Source organism: Pseudomonas sp. NPDC086581 (genome assembly GCF_044746165.1).
Taxonomy (GTDB): domain Bacteria; phylum Pseudomonadota; class Gammaproteobacteria; order Pseudomonadales; family Pseudomonadaceae; genus Pseudomonas.
In genome coordinates this window covers 15,309-38,683 of record NZ_JBIVBR010000020.1, presented here as the reverse complement: position 1 = coordinate 38,683, position 23,375 = coordinate 15,309, and the positions used below count along the sequence as shown (strand labels likewise).

Here is a 23,375-nt window from a genome sequence, read left to right as displayed (position 1 = left end):
AATAAGTCTTGAATACGCCCGCCAGCCTTAGTCTTCCCAGCTCCTGCGACATTCTGGTGTTCGGCGGCAGCGGTGACCTGGCGCTGCACAAGCTGCTGCCGGCGCTCTATCACCTGCACCGGGAGAATCGCCTGCCGGCCGACACGCGGATCTTCGCCCTGGCCCGCAGCCAGCGCGACAACGCCGCCTACCTCGCCCTGGCCGAACGCAACTGCCGCGCCCAGGTGGCGCGCAGCGACTTTTCCGCCGAGGCCTGGCGCAGTTTCGCCCAGCGCCTGGAATACGTGGCGATGGACGCCTCGCAGAGCGCCGACTTCGCCCGTGTGGCCAAGGCCCTCAAGCGCACGGAAGGCCGCGTGCTGGTGCACTATCTGGCCACCGCGCCGAGCCTGTTCGCGCCGATTGCGCAGAACCTGAAGATCGCCGGCCTCGCCGGGCCGCTGGCGCGCATCGTGCTGGAGAAGCCGCTGGGGCATTCGCTGGAGTCGGCGGTGGCGATCAACCAGGCCATCGGTGAAGTATTCGACGAGTCGCGGGTGTTCCGCATCGATCACTACCTGGGCAAGGAAACCGTGCAGAACCTGATGGCCCTGCGCTTCGCCAACACCCTGTTCGAGCCGGTGTGGCGCAACGGGCACATCGACCACGTGCAGATCACCGTCAGCGAAACCCTGGGCGTGGAGAACCGCGGCAGCTACTACGACCATGCCGGGGCCATGCGTGACATGGTGCAGAACCACCTGCTGCAACTGCTCTGCCTGGTGACCATGGAGGCGCCGGTGCGCTTCGACGCCGAGGCGGTGCGCAACGAGAAGGTGAAGATCCTCCAGGCGCTCCGGCCGATTTCCGGGCAGGACGTGCAGGACAAGACCGTGCGCGGCCAGTACACCGCCGGGCACATCGGCGGGCAGGAAGTGCCGGCCTACTGGTTCGAGAAAAATGTCGACAACGACAGCGATACCGAGACTTTCGTCGCCGTTCAGGCCGAGATCGACAACTGGCGCTGGGGCGGCGTGCCGTTCTACCTCCGCACCGGTAAGCGCATGGCGAAGAAATGCTCGGAGATCGTCATTCAATTCAAGCCGGTGCCCAACAGCCTGATCGGCAGCGGCGCCGGCGCGGCCAACCGCCTGTGGATAAGGCTGCAGCCGGAGGAGCGCATCAGCGTGCAGCTGATGGCCAAGGCCCCCGGCAAGGGCATGCAACTGGAACCGGTGGAACTGGACCTCAACCTCGCCCAAGCCTTCAACACTAACAAGCGCCGCTGGGACGCCTACGAACGCCTGCTGCTGGACGTGATCGAGGGCGACTCGACGCTGTTCATGCGCCGCGACGAGGTAGAAGCGGCCTGGAGCTGGATCGACCCGATCATCAAGGGCTGGCACGAGCATTACCTGAGCCCGCGCCCCTACCCCGCCGGCAGCAATGGGCCGGAGCAGGCGCAGACGCTGCTGGAGTTGCAGGGGCGGCGCTGGCTGGAGTGATGCACCGCGCGGGTTTCACCGGATGAAAGCCTCCTGGGATGGCGAGGAGCACAGCGATACCCATCCCGCAATTGCCGTGCGTGCCCGCCACGAGTCCCCCGGATCAGAACTCCACCGTGGTCGAAAACTCGAACTGCCGAGGCTCGCCGATAGCCACGTAGAGGTTGTTCGCCGCCGACGGGTAATAGGTGCGGTCGAACAGGTTCTTCACGTTGAACTGGAAACCGACGTTGTGCCCGCCCACTTTGGTGTCGTAGCTGGCGAAGGCGTCGGCCACGGTGTAGGACGGCAGCTCGAAGGAGTTGGACGGATCGCCCGCGCGCTTGCCCACATAACGCGCGCCGCCGCCCAGGCGCAGGTCGTCGCCGCCGAGCAGCGAGCCGGCGTCGTACACCGCCGTCAGCGAGGCGGTTTCCTTCGCCACGTTCTGTAGTCGGTTGCCCTCCAACTCCGGATCCTCGGTCACTTCCGCATCTAGCCAGGCGTAGCTGCCGAGCAGGCTCCAGCTGTCAGTCAGTTGGCCGGTGACATCCAGCTCGGCGCCATAGGAGCGCACCTTGCCGGCGGTGCTGACGCGGCTGTCGCCGTTGGCGTCGAGCTGGGTGACCATCACGTTGCGCTTGCGGATGTCGAAGAACGCCAGGTTGGCGGTGACGCGGCCGGGCATATCGAGCTTGCCGCCGATTTCCCAGGACGACGCCTCCTCAGGCTGGATCGCCGAGTCGATCACCTCGCCCGTGGAGAGCGGCGCGATGGTGGAGTTGGGCTTGAACGACTGGGTATAGCTGCCGTAAAGCGACATCTCGTCGTTGATCTTGTAGATCACCCCGGCGCGTGGCACCCACTTCTGCCCGCTGATATCGGTGTTGGCCTTGAATGGCCGGCCACGCCCGGCGTACTGGTCGTACATCTGGTAGCGCCCGCCAGCGACCAGGATCCAGTGGTCGTCCAGATGCCAGGAATCCTGCAGGAACAGCGAATCACTGCGCAGCTTGTCAGTCTGGTCGCTGTCCGACGGGCTGACGCGGGTGGCCGGGGAAATCTGCCCGTAGACCGGATCGAGGTAGTTCAGGGTGGTGTTCTTGGTGTCGCGGATCAGGTCGGCGCGATAGATCTTGCGCTTCTCGCTGTCGGCGCCGACCACCAGTTCGTGGCGAAAGCCGCCCAGTTGCAGGTCGCCGTTCAGGCTGGCGGTGGCGAAGCTGTCGCTGCTCACCGCACCGTGGGTGCCGTCGACGCGACGGGTGACGGTGCCGTTGCCGTTGACCTTGGTCACCCGCGCCTGGTTGTCGTCGTAGGTCTCGCGGGTCCAGCCGTAGGCGAAGTGCGCCTTCCAGGCGTCGTCGAGGCGGTGCTCGATGTCCAGGCGGCTCAGGTCGGAGCGGCCTTCAGTGATATTGAACGGCTCGTCCAGCCGGCGGCTGCGCGGGATGTCCAGCGGCCTGTTGGTGCGTGGATCGATGGCGGTGCCACGGTCGAACGGCGTCTTGAACTCGCGGTGCTCGTAGCTGAGGTTGATCGTGGTGTCCTCACCGAACCAGGCCAGCGATGGCGCGACGAGGGTTTCGCGCTGCTGGCCGAAGTTGCGCCAGTAGTTCTCGTCCTGGTGATCGACGATCAGCCGGTAGGCCAAGTTGCTCTCGCCCAGCGCGCCGGTGGTATCGATCTGCGCGCCGCTGCCCTGCTTGCCGTGGGCGAAGGTCGAGCCACGCAGGGTGACGGCGTTGTATTGCTGCAGCTGCGGCTTCTTGCTCACCACATTGACCACGCCGCCCGGGTCCTGGATGCCGTAGAGAACGGAGGCCGGACCTTTTAGCACTTCGACGTGATCGGCGGTGGCGGTGAGGTTGCGGCCCAGCACCGAGGGCAATCCGTCGCGCATGATCGAGCCGTCGCGGTTGTCGCCGAAGCCGCGCTTCATCACCGCGTCCTGGGTGCCGCCGAGGGTGTTGGCCTGGGTCACGCCGCTGACGTTGCCCAGCGCGTCGTCGAGGTTGCGCGGCTTCTGGTCGCGCAGCGCCTGCGCCGGAACGGTGACGATGCTCTGCGGGGTTTCCAGCACCGGCGTGTCCGTGCGGCCGATGGAGGCCACCGGCGCTGGCTGGTAGCTGGTGGCAGCAGTCTGACCGGTGACGGTGGTGTCGTTGAGACTCAGGGTGTCGACGGGCAGGCGCTCCAGGGTCAGGGTATGACCATCGAGGGCGCGGAAGCGGTAACCGGAACCGGCGAGGAGACGGTTCAGCGCGTCATTGCCGCTGAGCTGACCGGAGACCGCCGGGGCCTTGAGGTCGTAAGGTGCGTCATCGGTGTAGACCACGCTCAGGCCGCTCACCCGGCTGAACTCGCTGAGCGCCTGGGGCAGCGGCTGGGCGGCGATGTCGAAAGCGAATTTCGCCTGCAGCGCGGAACTGGCGGCGGCTTCGTCGGCTATTGCGGCCGGTGCCTGCGCGGCGACCAGAGCGGTGCCGAGCACGAAGGCGGCGAGCGGTTTCAGGGACAGTTCGGGGACAGCGCGGCGCAGCGGGGTCATCGGGGGCTCACTTGCTCGAAAGGTCGACTTCACATGCGAATAAATCGCATTCATGACCACTACACGGAGCAGCCGCCGCGGTACCTCACCCTTTTTCGAAAATATTTTCGCGTTCAGCGAATCAGCACGAAGCGCCCGAGGAGCGGTTGCTGGCGGAAACCCACCACTGCCTGTAGCGAATCCAGCGCGGCCTGCGGGTCGGCGCTGCGGAAACTACCGCTGACCCGACGCTGCGCCAGCTCCGGGTCGAGCAGTACGATGCGCCCCGGGTAGTAGGTGCCCAGGCGCTCCAGCACCTCGCCCAGCGGCGCGCGGTAGAAGGTCAGCCAACCCTGGCGCCAGGCGAGCGCGGCCTGTGCGTCGTCGGGCTGTGCCTCACCCAGCTTCGTGCCGTCGATTTCAATACGTTCGCCAGACCCGAGCACCACTTCCGGTCCGCCAACCGCGTGGCTGCCACGCACCGAGACGCGGCCTTCGGCGACGGTGACGCGTGTCTGCCCGCCCAGACGACGGACTTCGAATTCGGTGCCCAGCACCCGCGCTTCGCCTTCGCCCGCGCGCACTACGAAGGGCTTCGGCAGGTGCTTTACGGCAAAGGAGGCGGCGCCGCGCAACAGCTCGACGCGGCGTTGCTCGCCATCCAGGGAGACGGCGACGGCGCTGTCGGCATCCAGGGTCAGGCGCGAGCCGTCGTCCAGGGTGATCTTGCGGACTTTGCCCGGTGCGCTGACGTAGTCCGCGGAGAGGTCGGTGAGCCAGTTGCCCGGCGACCACCAACCACCGGCCCAGAGCATCAGCAGCAGGCACGCGGCGCTGGCCAGCGGATAGCCCCAGCGTCGGTGATTGGGTTGCGCGCGACGATTCGCGGGGCGCTCCATCTGCGCCAGATAGGCGCTCAAGGCGTCGCCCTCCTCCATCGCCAGCCGTTGCGCCGGCGCGGCACTGGCCTGCCAGAGCGCATCGACTTCGGCATAGGCGCTGGCGTGCCGGGGATCAGCCGCCAGCCAGGCCTGGAAAGCACCCAACCAGGCTTCGCCGCCGCGATCCTGCAAGCGCAGCAACCACTGGCGCGCCTGACGCTGGGCATCTTCGGGCGAGGTGGCGATGTCGGGCTTCATCAGTCGGCGGCTCCACGGCGATTGGCCGGCGCGGCGGGCATCAGGCTCGCCTTGCAGGCATCGAGGGCGCGCATCATATGTTTTTCCACCGCGCTCTGGGAAAGCTCCATGGCGGTGGCGATCTCGCCGTAGGTGCGGCCATGCACGCGGCTGAGCAGGAAGATATGGCGGGTGCGCTCGGGCAACTGGCGCAGGGCATCTTCTATGAGGGCCAGGTCGGCGCCGGCCTGCACCGCTTGTTCGGGCGAAGGCTGGGCATCGTCGTCATCGGGCAGCAGCGCGCTCAGGGTGCGGCCGCGCGAGTCCTCGCCACGCAGGTGGTCGATGGCGAGGTTGCGCGCGCTGCGCAGCAGATAGCTTCCGAGTTCTTCCACTGGCGCCTGCGGGCGCTTCCAGAAGCGCAGGAAAAGGTCCTGCACCAGGTCCGCCGCGGTGGCGCGGCAACCGACACGGCGTTGCACCAGGGCCTCCATCCGCGGGCGCTGGGAGAGGAATACCCGCAGGAAATCCTCGCGCGGCAGCGCCTCGGCGGGCGCCGGGGCGTCCGCGGCACGGGAATCGGCCGGGCGGTCGGAATGGGACATCGGGGATGGCGGCTCGCCAGCGGTCCGCACCGAAGCCGGCGCGAGGGGAAGACCCTGGAAAGCCGCAAATGATAATGCTTATCAAATAAACAGAACAGCCCCGGTCGTCCGCCTCCGCGCGGCGGATCAGGGCGTCTCGTCCAGCCCCAGGCCGCCTTCCAGCTTGCGCCAGAGCAGGCGAATCTGCGCCTTGCGCACCAGGGCGCAGCGGTACAGGCGGATTTCCTGCGGGACGATCCAGTGCGGGCCGCCGCAAAGCGCCAGCTCGCCGCGCGCCAGCTCCGACTCCATGCTCAGGCGCGGCACCCAGGCCACACCCATGCCCTGCAGCGCCATGCTCTTCAGGCTGTCGGCCATCGCCGTTTCATAGACGGTGGTGTAGCGCAGGTTGCGCTGGCGCAGCAGCAGGTTCACGCCGCGCCCGAGGAAGGCGCCGGCGCTGTACGCCAGCAGCGGCACGCTCTGGCCGCTATCCAGGTCGTAGAGCGGCACGCCAGCAGAGTTCACCGCGCACACCGGCAACATCTCGGTGCGCCCCAGGTGCAGCGAGGGGAAGACTTCCGGGTCCATCTGCAGCGCGGCGTCCGGGTCATAGAAGGCCATCATCAGGTCGCAGCCACCTTCGCGCAGCAGGTGCACCGCCTCGCCGACGTTGGTGGCCACCAGGCGGCTGGCGATGTTGAGGCCCTCGGAGCGCAGGCGCGCGATCCACGCCGGGAAGAAGCCCAGCGCCAGTGAGTGCGCAGCAGCGAACTGCAGCACCTCGCCCTGCCCGCCTTCCAGGTGGTGCAAGTGACGCACCACCTGGCCGAGCTGCTCGACTACCGCGCGGGCGGTGACCAGGAACAGCTGGCCAGCCTCGGTCAGCTCGATGGGCGTGCGCTGGCGGTTCACCAGGGTCAGGCCGAGGGCATCCTCCAGGCTACGGATGCGCCGGCTGAACGCGGGCTGGGTGACAAAGCGCTTTTCAGCCGCCTGGGAAAAACTGCGGGTGGTGGCCAGGGTGCTGAAGTCTTCCAGCCATTTGGTCTCGAGGTTCACGTCAACTCCAACGCTGTCACGCGCTGATCGATTGGTCAGGAGCCGGGCGCGCGTAGCACAGTCGCACGCTCGCCGTCATCAATTCGTCACAGGGTACATTATGCCGTTCGTGCATGAGGCAGCCTTTAATAGCATTGGCCGACGAAAGGCGAAATCCCTAGTCTACCGGGCATCGCGGCACTGGCCGTGTTCCTTTGAGACAATCCCTGTCATGTCCCCTGTTGCATCGTTCCGCATCGAGAAAGACCTCCTCGGCACCCTCGAAGTACCTTCTGACGCCTACTACGGCATTCAGACCCTGCGCGCTGTGAACAACTTCCGCCTCTCGGGCGTGCCGCTCTCGCACTACCCGAAACTGGTCGTCGCCCTGGCGATGGTCAAGCAGGCGGCAGCCGATGCCAACCACAAGCTCGGCCACCTGCCGGCAGACAAGCACGCCGCCATCAGCGAAGCCTGTGCCCGTCTGATCCGTGGCGACTTCCACGACCAGTTCGTGGTGGACATGATCCAGGGTGGCGCTGGCACCTCGACCAACATGAACGCGAACGAAGTCATCGCGAACATCGCGCTCGAAGCCATGGGCCACACCAAGGGTGAGTACAAGCACCTGCACCCGAACAACGACGTGAACATGGCGCAGTCGACCAACGACGCGTACCCGACCGCCATCCGCCTGGGCCTGCTGCTCGGCCACGACACCCTGCTGGCCAGCCTCGACAGCCTGATCCAGGCCTTCGCCGCCAAGGGCGTCGAGTTCGCCGGCGTACTGAAGATGGGCCGTACCCAGCTGCAGGACGCGGTGCCGATGACCCTCGGCCAGGAATTCCATGCTTTCGCCACCACCCTGGGCGAAGACCTCGACCGCCTGCGTCGCCTGGCGCCGGAACTGCTGACCGAAGTGAACCTCGGCGGCACCGCGATCGGCACCGGCATCAACGCCGACCCCGGCTACCAGAAGCTGGCCGTCGAGCGCCTGGCTGAAATCAGCGGCCAGCCGGTCGTCCCGGCCGCCGACCTGATCGAAGCCACCTCTGACATGGGCGCCTTCGTGCTGTTCTCCGGCATGCTCAAGCGCACCGCGGTCAAGCTGTCGAAGATCTGCAACGACCTGCGTCTGCTGTCCAGCGGCCCGCGCACCGGCATCAACGAGATCAACCTGCCGCCGCGCCAGCCGGGCAGCTCGATCATGCCGGGCAAGGTCAACCCGGTGATCCCGGAGGCGGTGAACATGTGCGCCTTCGAAATCATGGGCAACGACCTGGCGCTGACCATCGCGGCCGAAGGCGGCCAGCTGCAGCTGAACGTGATGGAGCCGCTGATCGCCTACAAGATCTTCGACTCGATCCGCCTGCTCCAGCGCGCCATGGACATGCTGCGCGAGCATTGCATCACCGGCATCACCGCCAACGTCGAGCGCTGCCACCAACTGGTGGAGCACAGCATCGGCCTGGTCACCGCGCTGAACCCGTACATCGGCTACGAGAACTCCACCCGCATCGCCAAGATCGCGCTGGAAACCGGCCGCGGCGTACTGGAACTGGTTCGCGAGGAACAGCTGCTGGACGAAGCCACCCTGGCCGACATCCTGCTGCCAGAAAACATGATCGCCCCGCGCCTGATTCCGCTGCGCGCCTGATCACCCGCCCGGCGCGAGCCGGGCACGTCTCACCGGTTGAGGGGGAGTATTCCTCCCTCACCTTTCAGGGATTGGTTACCCCCACTCCCTTCTTTTATGCCCGGCGCGGCGGACTTGTCCGAAGCACCACGTCTCACCGGTTGAGGGGCCTCCTGGCCCACTCTCCTTTAGAAGGGACACCGCTTACCCCGGTGTCCCCTTTTTTTTGCCTGCGTTTCGGGTACGACAAAGCGCACCGCGAACGTCGTCCGCGATGCCCTGCATGTACAAAAGAGACGCGCGGGATCAATCCTGCCGTTGCAGGTGGTCGAGAATCCGCCGGTTGAGGGCGGCGATACGCTCCACGGCGTCCGCCTCGTCGCACTCCTCGTCCTGCGCGCCGAGCTGGCGGGCACAGAGATTGAGCGCGGAAAGCACCATCAGCTCGTTGCTGGTGACGTAGGGGAATTTCTTCTTGCTGGCGGTGATCTCCGCCTGCAACAGCGCGGCCGCGTCCTGCAGCCGGCGCTCTTCACCGACCGGCGCCCGGACGCTGTATTCGCGTCCGAGGATGCGCAGGACGCGGACGCCGTCGCCACTCATGCGTGGGCGCGGCTATCGCTGACGCGGCGGATCAGCGCCTGCAGGCGGGTGGCCGTGGCGTTGTGCTTCTCTTCCTGCTCCATCAGGGACAGCTGCAAGCTGTCGTTTTCCTCACGGGCCTTGAGCAGCTCTTCACGCACAGCGGCGTTGTCCTGCACCAGCACTTCGTTCTGCTGCAGCAGTTCGGCGACCAGCTGTTCAAGTTGTTCGAGGGTGGAATCAAGCATGGGAGCCTCCGCAAAGCCTTTCAAAGGGTGCGGAGGATAAAGAAAGGGGCGCGGCGGGGCCAGCAGAAACGGGATTCTTCTGACAAGCCGTATACTGTCAATTCAATAGCTTACGAGATGATTCTCGTGTCATTTCAATGATTTCCGGCTACCAGCGCGATTTGGACCGGAACATCGCCCGCAAGGTTCGCTGCCACGCCGACGGTGAAGCAAACCGGTAGGAGCGAGGGGGACGCCCTCGTTATTGCTCGCGAACCGCTTGACGCCGGAACGGCCGGGTAATCCGTTCGCAAGCAAGCTCGCTCCTACGAAGAGCCGTCAGATACGAATCACGCCTTCTTCACGCAGCAGCTTGAAGATCGCCTCGGCGCCCGCTTCAGCCGTGACGTCCTTGAGCACCTGCCCGGTACCGCCGGATGCCTTGGCGGTGGCGGCCTTCATGCGCTCGGCACCCGTCTTCGCCTTGATCACCTTCAGGCGCTTGGGACGCGGGCGCGCCGGTTGAAGATTGCCTTCGGCAAGCAGCGGGTCATCCACTACTTCTACTTCATGGGCTTCCAGGTAGCCGCGACGTGCCGGGCCGAATGCACTCTGCCGGGCTACCGGCGCGGCATTGTCGACGCTGGCGACGAAGGGCAGGCGCACCTTCAGCCGGCGCCGCTGGCCGCGGGGCAAGGCTTGCAGCACCTGGGCGCTGCCACCTTCCACCTTTTCCACCTCCGCCAGACCGACCACCAGCGGCCAGCCCAGCCGCTCGGCCAGCAGGAACGGCAGCATGCCGGAGCCTTCACCGGTTTCCGCCTGGGTGCCGGTGAGTACCAGTTGCGCATCGCTGTCGCCGAGATAGGCTGCCAGCGCCGGCAAGGCGTCGGCACCAGCTGGCTGTTCCAGCACCGCCAGTTCGTCGAGGCCCATACCGAGGTAGCCGCGCAGCGCTTCCTCCGCGGCATCGCCGGCATGCACCACGCGCAGGCGCTTGCCGGCTAGGCTCATGCCCAGCTCCACCGCGCGGGCATCCTGCTCGGCACGGCGCGCACGGCCGGAAGCCGGGTGGGCGCCGATGGAAACCAGGGCGACGATGTTCAGGTCATTCATGCTGCAATCTCGACGTAAGGCGAATAACGCGCAGCGTTATCCGCCGTTGTGACGATGGCGGCGGATAAAGCCTGCGGCTTTATCCGCCCTACGAAGAAGCCGGATGCATCAAGCCGCATCGCGCGCCGCTCCATTGCGGTGGGCTTCGGCCAGAGCCATCAGTGCCTTGAGGATCGCCGTGGAGTCGCCGATCACCGACAGGTCGGCGCGTTTGATCATGTCGCAGCCCGGGTCCATGTTGATCGCCACCACCTTGTCGCAGGAGCCGATGCCCTGCAGGTGCTGGATCGCCCCGGAGATGCCTACGGCGAGATAGACCCGCGCGGTGACCCAGGTACCAGTCGCGCCAACCTGGCGGGCGCGAGGCATGTGGCCGTCGTCTACCGCCACGCGCGATGCGCCTTCGGTGGCGCCGAGCGCGACGGCGGCGCGGTGGAACAGGTCCCAGTCCTTCACTCCGTTGCCGCCGGAGAGGATGAACTCCGCCTCAGCCATGGGAATCTGCGCCGGGTCGACGGCCACCGGACCGAGGTCTTCGATGCGCGGAAGATTGCGCGCGACGTTGCTTTCCAGCTCGACAGCACGGGCTTCATGGCGGGTCTCGCTGACTGGCTCGGCGCACTCGGCGGCAGCCAGGATCAGGCGCGGCAGATCGCGATGCAGGTCCTGCTGGCCGGCGCCAGCACGGCCGACGCAGCGCTCGCCTTCGGCCTGCCAGACGCGGGTCGCCGGGCGTTCGCCGAGGCTCGCGGCCAACCGGCGGCCCAATTCGCCGCCACCGCTGCGGCTGTCGGGCAGCAGCCAGTGGCGCGGGGCAAACTGACTGTTGACCGAGCGCAGCGCCAGCACCCGTTGTTCAGGGGCGTAGCCGTCATACTCGTTGCCCGCGATCTGCAGCAGGCGGTCAACGCCAGCGGTATCGAAGGCGGGTTCCTTGTGTTCGCCGAAGATCACGGCCAGCACCGCGCCGTCATTTCCTGCGAGCTTGCGGGCCAGGCCCAGCAGGTCGCGGTCATGACTGGAAAGGCGGCCGCCGACCATGTCCGGCACCACGACGATCAGGAAGGCCGGTTTCTCGATCGTCACCAGCGGCAGTTGCACCACTTCCGGCGCGCTGCTGCGCTTGCCACCGGTGCCCTGCTGGCCACCGGAACGGTCGATGCGCTTGACCCCGTTGGGGCCGATGAAGCCGACCGCATGCGGATTCTTGCGGATCACGCCATTGGGGCCCATCCAGCGGCTTTCGCCGCCCTGGGCGGACTGCATGGCCGCGTGCAGCGGATGCAGGCGGTTGCGGGCGATCCACTCGGCGCGCGGATCGCGGCGGATGATGTCGCTCATGCTCGATGCTCCAGGCAGGTGTAGGGCGAATAACGCGCAGCGTTATCCGCCGATGACGTCGAGACGGCGGATAAAGCCGTTGGCTTTATGCGCCCTACGAAGGCATCCGGCGCGTTCATCAGTGCACCTCCGCCGTTTCTTCACGGCGCGCCAGCGAGGGCTTTTTTGCCGGCACCTCGGTGGCCTCGATGAGGACCTCGGCGACCAGTTCGGCGATGTCCTTGATCTCCGGACGCGGGGCGACCACGCCTTCGAGCATCGCGGTGCACTGCGGGCAGCCCACGGCCACCAGCTCGGCACCGGTCTCCTTGATGTCGGCCATGCGCATGTCGGGAATCCGCTGCTTGCCGGGGATGTCGGTGATCGGCGCACCGCCGCCACCGCCGCAGCAGCGCGAGCGGAAGCCGGAGCGTTCCATTTCCTTCACCTCGATGCCGATCGCCTTGAGCACATTGCGCGGCGCTTCGTACTCGCCGTTGTAGCGGCCGAGGTAGCAGGGGTCGTGGTAGGTCACGCTGTCGGCCTTGCTCTGGCCGAGGTTCAGCGAGCCCTTCTGCACCAGCTCGTCGATGAAGGTGGTGTGGTGCAGTACCTGGTAGTTGCCGCCGAGGGCGCCGTACTCGTTCTTCAGCACGTGGAAGCTGTGCGGGTCGCAGCTGACGATGCGCTTGAAGCGGTACTTGGCCAGGGTGGCGATGTTGCGCTTGGCCAGGGTCTGGAAGGTCGCCTCGTCGCCCAGGCGACGGGCCACATCACCGCTGTCGCGTTCTTCCAGGCCGAGCACGGCGAAGTCGACATGGGCGGCCTTGAGGATCTTCACGAAGGCGCGCAGGGTGCGTTGGTTGCGCATGTCGAAGGCGCCGTCGCCGACCCAGAACAGCACGTCGGCCTGCTGCTTGTCGGCCAGCAGCGGCAGATTCAGGTCCGCCGCCCAGTTCAGTCGGCCGCCGGGGGCGAAGCCGCCGGGGTTGTCGGTGGCGATGAGATTTTCCAGCACCTCGGCGCCCTTGTTCGGGGTCGCGCCCTTTTCCAGGGTGAGGTGGCGGCGCATGTCGACGATGGCGTCGACGTGCTCGATCATCATCGGGCACTCCTCGACGCAGGCGCGGCAGGTGGTGCAGGACCACAGGGTCTCGGCGTCCACCAGGGCCTTGCCATCGAGCGCGACGATCGGGTGGTGCGGGCCACCGCTGTGTTCGCCCAGCGGTTTGCCCGGATACGGGGAGCCGGCGAAGTTCGCGTCATTGCCGCCGGCCAGGCCGATGACCATGTCCTGGATGAGTTTCTTCGGGTTCAGCGGCTGGCCAGCGGCGAAGGCCGGGCACATGGCCTCGCACTTGCCGCACTGCACGCAGGCGTCGAAGCCGAGCAGCTGGTTCCAGGTGAAGTCGGTGGGTTTCTCCACGCCCAGCGGCGCCATGGGGTCGGCCAGGTCCAGCGGCTTGAGGCCGGTGGAGCGACCGCCACCGAAGCGCTCGGCGCGGCGGTGCCAGGCCAGGTGCAGGGCGCCGGCGAAGGCGTGCTTCATCGGGCCGCCCCAGGTCATGCCGAAGAACAGCTCGGACACGCCCCAGGCCACGCCAACGGCGAGGACGGCAGCCAGGAGCCAGCCGCCGAAGCCTTCCGGCAGGATGCCCGCCACCGGCAGGGTGGCGATGAAGAAGCTCGCCGAGAACATCAGCAGGCTCTTCGGCAGGCGCATCCACGGGCCTTTCGACAGGCGCGACGGCGGGTCGAGGCGGCGCTTGGCGACGAACAGCGCGCCGCAGAACATCAGCGCGGTGGCAGCCAGCAGAGCGAAGCCGAGGATACGGCTGTGCAGGCCGAAACCATGCACCAGGATGGCCAGCAGCGCGGCGGCGACGAACCCGCCAGCGGTGGCCACGTGGGTCTTGGACATGTACTTGTCACGCTCGACCACGTGGTGCAGGTCCACCAGGTAGCGGCGTGGCATCTTCAGCAGGCCGCCGATCCAGTCGACCTGGGCGGGTCGGCCACGGCGCCACATCGAAAAGCGCTTCACGGCGCCCAGCACGGCGAGGCCGAGGGCGCTGAAGAGCAGGATGGGGAGGATGATGTTGAGCATTTCTGGTCTCCCTACGGGACCTCAGGGGGCACTCGACAAGCCCCCTCTCCCCGCTTGCGGGAGAGGGCGGGGGGAGAGGGTATTTCCGGTCGGCTCGGTCACTTGGCCCACCACCCTCTCCCCAACCCTCTCCCTGACGGGAGAGGGGGCTATCCGTGCCTACCGGACATCACGAGGTGTGTCTTAGAAGTCCTTGCACAGACGCAGCGCGTCATAGATCGCGGCGTGGGTGTTGCGCTGGGCCACGCAGTCGCCGATGCGGAACAGCAGATACCCGTCGCCTGGCTCGCTGAGACACGGCTGCGGCTTGATCGCGAACAGCGCCTCGACGTCGATCTGGCCCTTGTTGCGCGAACCCTGCTTGAGCGCGTAGTAGAGGCTTTCGTCCGGGCGCACGCCGTTCTCCACGACGATCTGGTCGACCACCCGCTCTTCCTTCGCGCCGGTGTATTCGTTCTCCAGCACCGCCACCAGCTTGTCGCCCTCGCGGTAGACCTTCTCCAGCATCAGGTCGCCGGTCATGATCACTTCCTTGGGGTACATGCTGCGGTAGTAGGTCGGGAAGGTGGTGCCGCCGATGGCCACGCCCGGCTTGATGTCGTCGGTGACGATCTCGACCTGGGCGCCCTTGTCGGCGAGGAAGTCCGCCACCGACATGCCGCTGAATTCGCAGATGGTGTCGTAGACCAGCACGTTCTTGCCCGGCGCTACCTTGCCATCGAGCACGTCCCAGCTGCTGACCACCAGCCCGTCGGCGGCGCCCCAGTGTTCGTTCTGCTCGAGGAACGGATGGCCGCCGTTGGCCAGCACCACCACGTCGGGACGCAGGTCCAGGATGGTGTCGGCGTCCGCGCCGGTGCCCAGGCGCAGGTCGACGTTCAGCCGCGCCAGCTCCAGCTGGTACCAGCGGGTGATGCCGGCGATCTGGTCGCGCTGCGGGGCTTTCGAAGCGGTGGTTATCTGCCCGCCGAGCTGGTCCTTCTTCTCCAACAGGGTCACGTCGTGGCCACGCTCGGCGGCGACGCGCGCCGCTTCCATGCCGGCCGGGCCGCCACCGACGATCACGACCTTGCGCTTCACGCCGGTGGTCTTCTCGATGATGTGCGGCACGCCCATGTACTCACGGGAGGTGGCGGCGTTCTGGATGCACAGCACGTCCAGGCCCTGGTACTGGCGGTCGATGCAGTAGTTGGCGCCGACGCACTGCTTGATCTGGTCGACCTGGCCCATCTTGATCTTGGCGATCAGGTGCGGATCGGCGATGTGCGCGCGGGTCATGCCGACCATGTCCACGTAGCCGCCTTCGAGGATGCGCGTGGCCTGGTTCGGGTCCTTGATGTTCTGCGCGTGCAGCACCGGTACGTTGACCACTTCCTTGATGCCGGCGGCCAGGTGCAGGAAGGGCTCCGGCGGGTAGGTCATGTTCGGGATGACGTTGGCCAGGGTGTTGTGGGTGTCGCAGCCCGAGCCGACCACGCCGATGAAGTCGATCATGCCGGTGTCGCTGTAGTACTTGGCGATCTGCTTCATATCGTCATGGGTGAGGCCGTCCGGGTGGAACTCGTCACCGCAGATGCGCATGCCGACGCAGAAGTCGTCGCCGACTTCCTTGCGCACGGCCTTGAGCACTTCCAGGCCGAACTTCATGCGGCCCTCGAAGGTGCCACCCCACTCGTCGGTCCGCTTGTTGACGCGCGGGCTCCAGAACTGGTCGATCATGTGCTGGTGCACGGCGGACAGCTCGACGCCGTCCAGGCCGCCTTCCTTCGCCCGGCGTGCCGCCTGGGCGTAGTTGCCGATCACCCGCCAGATCTCTTCCGGCTCGATGGTCTTGCAGGTGGCGCGGTGCACCGGTTCGCGGATACCCGAGGGCGACATCAGGGTCGGCCAGTTGAAGCCGTCCCAGCGCGAGCGGCGGCCCATGTGGGTAATCTGGATCATGATCTTGGCCCCATGCTTGTGCATGGCGTCGGCCAGGTTCTGGAAGTGCGGGATGATGCGGTCGGTGGAGAGGTTCACCGAGCTCCACCATTCCTGCGGGCTGTCGATGGCGACCACGGAGGAACCGCCGCAGATGGCCAGGCCGATGCCGCCCTTGGCCTTCTCCTCGTAATACTTCACGTAGCGCTCGGTGGTCATGCCGCCGTCGGTGGCGTAGACCTCGGCGTGGGCGGTGGAGAGCACGCGGTTGCGGATGGTCAGCTTGCCGATCTGAATCGGCTGGAACATAGACTCGAAAGCCATTGCGGCATCCTCTGAAAACTACTGCGCTCGGTTATGCAGCGTTGGAGGCTGAATCGAAAATGCTCATTTACTACTCGTAAACTCCGCTTTTCGATTCAGCCTCCGCCTCGCCTACCCTTCGCTCGCTACGTTTTCAATCTCAATGGGGTTAAGGGGCGTTTAAAGGGGTTTGACGACGAACAGGCCGTCGTCGTGGCCTTCCTCGGCGCCGCTGTAGACCTGCTCGGCCACGGTGCGCAACGCGCTGCCGCGTGCCTGGAGAATCTGGTCCATGGCGCCGGCGAACCAGCCGGTGAACATGTAGTCGACCTTGCGATTGACCTTGCCGTAGACGTAGACGAAGGCCGAATGCTTCAGGCGGACCTGGGCGGTGCCCGCGTCGAGGTCGATCTGCTCGATCTGGAACAGCCCCCAGCCGCGCTGGGACAGACGCTTCATGTAGTGTTCGAAGACTTCCACGCCGACCAGGCCGTGGCACTCGGCTTCTTTCTCGCACCAGTGCCAGGCGGACTTGTAGCCGGCCTTGTAGAGGATTTCGGCGTAGCGCTCGGCGCCCAGCTCTTCCTCGATGCCCATGTGGTTGTTGACGAAGAAGTGCCGCGGTACGTAGAGCATCGGCAGGGCGTCGGAGGTCCAGACGCCGGTTTCGCTGTCGACTTCGATGGGCAGTTCGGGGGCGTGTTTGGCCATGGGGTTTCGCTCCAATTCTTTTGGCTCCCTCTCCCTGGGGGAGAGGGTTGGGGTGAGGGGTTCTACGGGTGAGCGCGGCTGGCCCTCACCCCAGCCCTCTCCCGGCGGGAGAGGGGAAAAGCGGCTTACTCGCCCCAGACTTCGCCGAGGATGCGCACCCAGTTCTCGCCCATGACCTTGCGCACCACGCGCTCGGGCATGCCGCGCTTGAGCAGGGTCTCGGTGAGGTTGGGGAATTCGCCCACGGTGCGGATGCCCAGCGGGTTGACGATCTTCCCGAAGTTGGTGAGGCGGCGGGCGTAACCCTTGTCGTGGGTCAGCCACTCGAAGAAGTCCTGGCCGTGGCCCTGGGTGAAGTCGGTGCCGATGCCGATGGCGTCCTCGCCGACGATGTTCATCACGTACTCGATGGCTTCGGCGTAGTCGTCGATGGTCGAGTCGATGCCCTTGGCGAGGAAGGGCGCGAACATGGTCACGCCAACGAAGCCGCCGTGGTCGGCGATGAACTTCAGCTCCGCGTCGGACTTGTTGCGCGGGTGTTCTTTGAGGCCGGACGGCAGGCAGTGCGAATAGGTGACGGGCTTCTTCGATTCGAGGATGACTTCCTCGGAAGTCTTGGAGCCGACGTGGGACAGGTCGCACATGATGCCGACGCGGTTCATCTCCGCGACGATCTCGCGGCCGAAGCCGGAGAGGCCGCCGTCGCGCTCGTAGCAGCCGGTGCCGACCAGGTTCTGGGTGTTGTAGCACATCTGCACGATGCCCACGCCCAGCTGCTTGAACACCTCGACGTAGCCCAGCTGGTCCTCGAACGCATGGGCGTTCTGGAAGCCGAAGAGGATGCCGGTCTTGCCCTGCTCCTTGGCCTTGCGGATGTCGGCGGTGGTGCGCACCTGCAGCACCAGGTCGCTGTTGTCGCGGATCAGCTTGCTGCTGGAGACGATGTTGTTCACCGTCGCCTGGAATCCTTCCCACACCGACACGGTGCAGTTGGCGGCGGTCAGGCCGCCCTTGCGCATGTCCTCGAACAGCTCGCGGTTCCACTTGGCGATGATCAGGCCATCGATGACGATGCTGTCGGCGTGAAGTTCGGCTGGGCTCATCTTGGCGTCTCTCTATTCAGGCAAGGCTGGTGCGGCGGGACTTGTGCCGACGCTTTGCAGGCAGGATATCCCTGCACCCCGAGAAGACCCGGTTCGAAAGCGACCAGGGTCGAACCGAAAGCGTCAAGGCGACGACATGGGCGACAGCGTTTGCGTCGCGATGGGGAAGGCGGGGGGATGGTGGCCGCGAATTAGGGGTGCGCAGGGGATGAAGGAGCGAGCTTGCTAGCGAACGCTCTTCATTGCAGGCACGGCGCAAGAGGGTGAATCGGCGGCGGCAAGGAGCCCGCCGGGGAGAGGTTCGCGAGCAAGCTCGCTCCTACAAGGGGCAAGTCACGCGACAGGCGTCAACGCTTGCGCCAGCAGACAAAGAGGTTCCACGCCACCAAACCGGTGACGAAAGCGGAGCTGCTGTAGAAGAGCAGGGCGTCCACGTAGCTTCCTCCTTAACGACAACGCCCCCGAAAGACGGGGGCGCTAGCTGGCTGGGGCTTACTTCTCGGCGACCAGGCGGGCGTGAGCGGACTGCTCGCCCAGGTTGTTCAGCAGGCGCTCGCTGTACCAGTCGAGGAAATTGATCACGCCGAACTCGTAGGTCTTGGAGTAGGGCCCCGGCTGGTAGGCGGTGGAGTTGATGCCGCGCTGGTTCTCTTCGGCCAGGCGACGGTCCTGGTCATTGGTGGCGTCCCAGACTTCGCGCAGGCGAGCGACGTCGTAGTCGACGCCTTCCACCGCATCCTTGTGCACCAGCCACTTGGTGGTGACCATGGTTTCCTGCGCGCTGATCGGCCACACGGTGAAGACGATCATGTGGTCGCCCATGCAGTGGTTCCACGAGTGCGGCAGATGCAGGATGCGCATCGAGCCCAGGTCCGGATTCTGGATGCGGCCCATGAGCTTCTTGCTGCCCTGCTTGCCGTCCATGGTCATCGACACGGTGCCCTGCAGCAGCGGCATGCGCACGATGCGGTTGCGCAGACCGAAGCTTTCGTGGGCATAGGGAATCTTCTCGGCTTCCCAGGCCGTGGTGCAGGCGGCGACCTGGTCCTTGAACGCCTGGCTGGCGCGCGGGTCGGTGACGTCGTCCCACTCCAGCAGGGTGTTCAGCAGCTCAGGGTGCGAACCGTTGCAGTGGTAACACTCACGGTTGTTCTCCAGCACCAGCTTCCAGTTGGCCTTTTCCATCAGCGTGGTCTGCACCGCGACCTTGGTGTTCTCCATGTCGTACGGCTCCATGTAGTGCTCAAGCGTACGCAGGAAGTCATCGATGGCCGGCGGGTTCTCCGACAGCGAGATGAAGATGTAGCCGCCGGCGGTCTTCACGTTCACCGGCTTGAGGCTGTAGTTCTTCATGTCGAAGTCGGCGCCCATCTCGGTGCCGGCGAACAGCAGGCGGCCGTCCAGCTCGTAGGTCCACTGGTGGTAGGGGCAGACCAGCTTGGCGACCTTGCCCTTGTCGCTGACGCACAGGCGCGAGCCGCGGTGGCGGCAGACGTTGTGAAAGGCGTGGATCTTGCCCTCGGCGCCTCGCAGGACGATCACCGGGTTGTCGCCGATCTGCAGAGTAAGGAAGTTGCCCTTGGCGGGGATCTCGCAGGTCATGCCGGCGATCAGCCACTCCTTGTGGAAGATCTCCTGCATGTCCAGCTGGAACAGGCGCTCGTCGTTGTAGAAGGGCTGCGGCAGCGAGAAGCTGTGGTCGCGGCTGCGCAGCATCTCCGCGGTGGCCTTGCGGGCCGGTTCCAGCGGGTCGCCCAGACTCAGGGTAGTGGTGACGTCCATTGCTAGTCCTCATGCCGCAGCCCGGTCGGGCTGCAGGCGGAAATAAGTGGCTGATACGGTTTGCCACGCAGGGCATGTGCGGCGAGTGCCAGGCGCGCCGAGTGCGCCGTTTCCCGCCGTCTCGCTCAACCTTGGGGGTTGCTCGGCATGGAGCTGAGTGTGGGGCCGCAACCCCGAATTACCCTTATCCATGGGCGACACGGCCAGATCATTTCCCGACGCGCAAGGGCACGCGCCAGGCGGCAGGTCGCGATAAGCATGCAAATGTCGCTGGCAGGTAAATGCAGCGGCCATCCTCGTGCACACAATCCGCTCCATCAGGCATGCCGACAGGCCCCGTGCTTTCTACGCTCAGACAACGTAGGCAAGCGGGCCCCGGCGCTGCCCCATCAGGCCCAGCACGGCCCGCGTGCGCGGAGAGACAGCATGTCGACGAACAACTTCCTCAATCCGGTGAACACCCAGACCTGGGCCAACGGGCGCCACCTGGTGCGCTGCGTGAAGGCCATCCAGGAAACCTGGGATGTGCGCACCTTCTGCTTCATGGCCGACGCGCCGATCATGTTCTTCTTCAAACCGGGGCAGTTCGTCACCTTGGAGCTGGAGATCGACGGCCAGCCGATCATGCGCTCCTACACCATCTCCAGCTCGCCCTCGGTGCCCTACAGCTTCTCCATCACCATCAAGCGCGTGCCCGGCGGCAAGGTCTCGAACTGGCTGCATGACAACCTCAAGGAAGGCGACCAGATCCCGGTGCACGGGCCGGTGGGCAACTTCAACGCCATCGACTTCCCGGCCGAGAAGGTGCTGTTCCTCTCCGGCGGCGTCGGCATCACCCCGGTGATGTCCATGTCGCGCTGGTTCTTCGACACCAACGGCAACGTCGACATGGTCTTCGTACACAGCGCGCGCACGCCCAAGGACATCATCTACCACCGCGAGCTGGAGCACATGAACTCGCGGATCAACAACTTCAAGCTGTACCTGGTCTGCGAGAAGTACGAGATGGGCGAGTCCTGGGCCGGCTACAGGGGCTTCCTGAACAAGGCGATGCTGCAGCTGATGGCGCCGGACTTCCTCGAGCGCGAAGTCTTCTGCTGCGGCCCGACGCCGTACATGCACGCGGTCAAGCGCCTGCTCGATGCCGAGGGCTACGACATGTCGCGCTACCATGAGGAGGCCTTCGGCCCGACCCCGCCGGAAGTCCGCGCCGACGTGAAGGAACTGGCCGCCGAAGCCGCCGAGGCGCCGGCCGTGCCCCTGGCCGAGCAGAACCTGGTGGAATTCTGCGAAACCGGCAAGAGCATCCGCGTGGCGCCGGGCGAGACCGTCCACGCCGCCGCCGCGCAACTCGGCCTGCACATTCCCAAGGCCTGCGGCATGGGCATCTGCGGCACCTGCAAGGTGATGAAGCGCTCCGGCGAGGTGGAGATGGAACATAACGGCGGAATCACCGACGAAGACGTCGCCGAGGGCTACATCCTGTCTTGCTGCAGCGTGCCCAAGGGCGACGTGGTGATCGAATACTGATCACAGCCTGCCCCCACCTGCCACACATGTTACCCACTGAGTTATCCACAGGCTGGAGGTATCCCGAGGTAAGCTCGGAGACACCTCTGGCCGACTCGACTGGCCGCATCGATCCCGTCTGCAACCCGCATGCCACGTGGCTTCCGCCTTTCCAGCAGACACGCCGGACAGGCGCGCGCCAAGGCCCAACCACAGGCCTTTTCGGGCAGCGGCTGCGACGAATATCCACATTCGCTCAGTCTTCTTCCGGGACCGCCTTGTAGCCACTCGACAGGCGTTGCTGCACGTCCTGTGGGACGGCGCTGTAATGGCTGGAAGAAAGGCTGTAGAGCCCCTGGCCGGCGGTGATGGATTTCAACCGGTTGGCGTAGCCGTCCAGCTCCGCCAGCGGCACCTGCCCGCGCACCAGCGCGACGCTCGCCGACAGCGACTCGGTGCCCAGCACCTGGCCCCGGCGGCCGGTGAGGTCGGCGGTGATGTCGCCCAGGTGGGTATCCGGCGTGGTCACCTCGATCTGCATCACCGGCTCCAGCACGATGCCGCCGGCATTGCGCAGCGCATCGAGCATGGCCTTGCGCCCGGCGGCCTGGAAGGCGATGTCCTTGGAATCCACCGAGTGGCTCTTGCCGTCGAACACCGTGACCTTCACGTCCTCCACCGGGAAACCAGCCAGCGGCCCGGCCGCCAGCGCCGAGCGCACGCCCTTCTCCACCGAGGGAATGAAGTTGCCGGGAATCACCCCGCCCTTGATCGCGTCGACGAAGGCGAAGCCTTCGCCGCGCGGCATTGGCTCAATGCGCAGGTAGACCTCGCCGAACTGCCCCGCCCCGCCAGTCTGCTTCTTGTGCCGGCTGTGGCCTTCGGCGCTGCGGGTCGCCGTTTCGCGGTAAGGCACGCTGGGCGCGCGGGTCTGCACTTCCAGCTTGTACTGCCCGGCCATGCGCTCGAGCAGATAGCGCAGGTGCAGCTCGCCCATGCCGCGCAGCACGGTTTCCTGGGTGGAGGCGTTGTAATCCAGGCGCACGCAGGGGTCTTCGGCTTGCAGGCGCTGGAGGATTTCCGCCAGGCGCTGTTCGTCGCCGCGGCGGCTCGCCTCGATGGCCAGGCCCTGCATGGGTGTGGGGAAATCCAGGGGCTTGAGGTGGATGCGGTCCTCGTCGTGGGAGTCGTGCAGCACCACGCCGTACTCCAGTTCGTCGACCTTGCTCAGCGCGCCGAAGTCACCGGGGATCAGCCACGGCGCCTCTTCGTGCTTCTTTCCCTGCAGGCGCAACAGATGGCCGACCTTGAACGGCTTGCGTCCATCGCCGGCGAACAGCTGCATTTCCCGACGGATCGTGCCCTGGTGCACGCGGAATACGGCCAGGCGGCCAACGAAGGGGTCGATCACCACCTTGAACACATGGGCCAGCACATGGGCCTTGGGATCCGGCTGACAGGTCACCGGATGCTCCGCGCCCTTGCTGTCGCTGCGCAGGAACAGCGGTGGGTTGCCCTCGGTGGGATTGGGCGCGAGGCGCGCGAGGATATCCGCCAGCTCCGGAACACCGGCGCCAGTGCGGGCGGAGACGAAACACAGGGGGATCAGGTGGCCTTCGCGCAACGCGCGCTCGAAGGATTCGTGCAGCGCCTCGGGCGCCACCTCGCCCTCCTCCAGGTAGTGCGCCATCAGCGCCTCGTCGACCTCCACCACCTGGTCCACCAGCGCCTGGTGCGCTTCGGCCACCGAAGAGAAATCCGCCTCGCCGTCGGGATTGAAGAAACAATCCACAACCCGGGCACCGCCTTCGGCCGGCAGGTTGATGGGTAATACCTCCTTGCCGAACGACTCGCGCAAACCCGCCAGAAGGCCCGGCAGATCGATGCGCTCGGCGTCGATCTTGTTCACCACCAGCATCCGGCACAGCCCGCGCTCACCCGCCCAGTCCATCATGCGGCGGGTGCTCAGCTCGATGCCGTTCTGCGCGTTGATCACCACCAGCGCGGTTTCCACCGCCGCCAGGGCCGGTAACGCGTGGCCGATGAAGTCGGGATAACCGGGCGTATCGATCAAGCGGATGTGCGCGCCTTCGTGCTCGAAGTGCACCAGGGCGGCCGCCAGAGAATGGTGGTACTCGCGCTCCATGGGGTCGGAGTCGCACAGCGTGTCGCCGCGCTCCAGCGAGCCCATGCTGGGGATGGCGCCGCTGTGTTGCAGCAGCGCTTCGGCAAGCAGGGTCTTGCCGCTGTCGCCGTGGCCGACCAGGGCCACAGTGCGGATCTGTTCCACCGAGTAACTGGACATGCTGAATCTCCCGCCCCC

At 65.9% G+C, this 23,375-nt stretch carries 17 protein-coding genes; 3 read left to right on the top strand and 14 right to left on the bottom strand.

The features are described from left to right. Positions 1–8: 8 nt before the first annotated feature. Positions 9–1,484 carry a glucose-6-phosphate dehydrogenase gene (gene zwf, locus ACIPK7_RS28105; RefSeq protein ID WP_401091564.1) on the top strand — a complete coding sequence of 492 codons (1,476 nt, stop codon included), beginning with the start codon at positions 9–11 and terminating at the stop codon, positions 1,482–1,484. A 103-nt stretch (positions 1,485–1,587) separates the two neighbouring features. Here the strand turns inward: zwf and ACIPK7_RS28100 are convergent, their stop codons facing one another. The 4 genes from ACIPK7_RS28100 to ACIPK7_RS28085 form a co-directional block, all read right to left on the bottom strand. Beyond that, positions 1,588–4,014 (bottom strand): TonB-dependent siderophore receptor, encoded by a 2,427-nt coding sequence (locus tag ACIPK7_RS28100; protein WP_401091562.1) that lies wholly within the window; start codon positions 4,012–4,014, stop codon positions 1,588–1,590. Positions 4,015–4,127: 113 nt separating this feature from the next. Next, positions 4,128–5,135, bottom strand: coding sequence for a FecR family protein (locus ACIPK7_RS28095; protein ID WP_401091601.1), 1,008 nt, complete (start codon positions 5,133–5,135; stop codon positions 4,128–4,130). After that, a complete protein-coding gene (locus ACIPK7_RS28090) occupies positions 5,132–5,716 on the bottom strand; it encodes an RNA polymerase sigma factor (RefSeq protein ID WP_401091560.1) in 585 nt (194 codons plus the stop codon). Before ACIPK7_RS28090 ends, ACIPK7_RS28095 begins: the two co-directional genes overlap by 4 nt. A gap of 126 nt (positions 5,717–5,842) precedes the next feature. Further along, positions 5,843–6,757, bottom strand: a complete 915-nt coding sequence (locus ACIPK7_RS28085) for a LysR substrate-binding domain-containing protein (protein ID WP_184597678.1) — start codon at positions 6,755–6,757, stop codon at positions 5,843–5,845. Positions 6,758–6,968: 211 nt separating this feature from the next. Between ACIPK7_RS28085 and ACIPK7_RS28080 the strand changes: the two genes are divergently transcribed. Continuing rightward, positions 6,969–8,393: an aspartate ammonia-lyase gene (locus ACIPK7_RS28080; RefSeq protein ID WP_081519137.1), complete on the top strand. Its 1,425-nt coding sequence runs from the start codon at positions 6,969–6,971 to the stop codon at positions 8,391–8,393. A gap of 285 nt (positions 8,394–8,678) precedes the next feature. Here the strand turns inward: ACIPK7_RS28080 and ACIPK7_RS28075 are convergent, their stop codons facing one another. The 9 genes from ACIPK7_RS28075 to gbcA all read right to left on the bottom strand — a co-directional run bounded on the left by ACIPK7_RS28075 (position 8,679) and on the right by gbcA (position 19,543). After that, a complete protein-coding gene (locus ACIPK7_RS28075; RefSeq protein ID WP_192435442.1) occupies positions 8,679–8,975 on the bottom strand; it encodes a cell division protein ZapA in 297 nt (98 codons plus the stop codon). Further along, positions 8,972–9,202, bottom strand: a complete 231-nt coding sequence (locus tag ACIPK7_RS28070) for a hypothetical protein (RefSeq protein ID WP_138213642.1) — start codon at positions 9,200–9,202, stop codon at positions 8,972–8,974. The genes ACIPK7_RS28075 and ACIPK7_RS28070 overlap by 4 nt, the downstream gene beginning before the upstream one ends. A gap of 318 nt (positions 9,203–9,520) precedes the next feature. Then, the gene (locus ACIPK7_RS28065; RefSeq protein WP_401091557.1) at positions 9,521–10,297 is read right to left on the bottom strand and encodes an electron transfer flavoprotein subunit beta; all 777 of its coding nucleotides are present in this window, start codon (positions 10,295–10,297) and stop codon (positions 9,521–9,523) included. A 108-nt stretch (positions 10,298–10,405) separates the two neighbouring features. Next, positions 10,406–11,638 carry an electron transfer flavoprotein subunit alpha/FixB family protein gene (locus ACIPK7_RS28060; protein ID WP_401091555.1) on the bottom strand — a complete coding sequence of 411 codons (1,233 nt, stop codon included), beginning with the start codon at positions 11,636–11,638 and terminating at the stop codon, positions 10,406–10,408. A 118-nt stretch (positions 11,639–11,756) separates the two neighbouring features. Further along, positions 11,757–13,724 (bottom strand): dimethylglycine demethylation protein DgcB, encoded by a 1,968-nt coding sequence (dgcB, locus tag ACIPK7_RS28055; RefSeq protein ID WP_401091553.1) that lies wholly within the window; start codon positions 13,722–13,724, stop codon positions 11,757–11,759. A 183-nt stretch (positions 13,725–13,907) separates the two neighbouring features. Then, entirely contained in the window at positions 13,908–15,968 is a 2,061-nt protein-coding gene (gene dgcA, locus ACIPK7_RS28050) for a dimethylglycine demethylation protein DgcA (RefSeq protein ID WP_401091551.1), read from the bottom strand. A 159-nt stretch (positions 15,969–16,127) separates the two neighbouring features. Continuing rightward, entirely contained in the window at positions 16,128–16,658 is a 531-nt protein-coding gene (locus ACIPK7_RS28045; protein WP_401091549.1) for a DUF5943 domain-containing protein, read from the bottom strand. Positions 16,659–16,783: 125 nt separating this feature from the next. Next, a complete protein-coding gene (locus tag ACIPK7_RS28040) occupies positions 16,784–17,761 on the bottom strand; it encodes a dipeptidase (protein ID WP_081519129.1) in 978 nt (325 codons plus the stop codon). A 492-nt stretch (positions 17,762–18,253) separates the two neighbouring features. Then, a complete protein-coding gene (gbcA, locus tag ACIPK7_RS28035; RefSeq protein ID WP_401091547.1) occupies positions 18,254–19,543 on the bottom strand; it encodes a glycine-betaine demethylase subunit GbcA in 1,290 nt (429 codons plus the stop codon). A 426-nt stretch (positions 19,544–19,969) separates the two neighbouring features. Here gbcA and gbcB point away from each other — a divergent pair, with 426 nt between their 5' ends. Next, positions 19,970–21,073 carry a glycine-betaine demethylase subunit GbcB gene (gene gbcB / locus ACIPK7_RS28030; RefSeq protein WP_401091545.1) on the top strand — a complete coding sequence of 368 codons (1,104 nt, stop codon included), beginning with the start codon at positions 19,970–19,972 and terminating at the stop codon, positions 21,071–21,073. A gap of 235 nt (positions 21,074–21,308) precedes the next feature. Here the strand turns inward: gbcB and fusA are convergent, their stop codons facing one another. Beyond that, a complete protein-coding gene (fusA, locus tag ACIPK7_RS28025) occupies positions 21,309–23,357 on the bottom strand; it encodes an elongation factor G (protein WP_401091543.1) in 2,049 nt (682 codons plus the stop codon). Positions 23,358–23,375 lie beyond the last annotated feature (18 nt).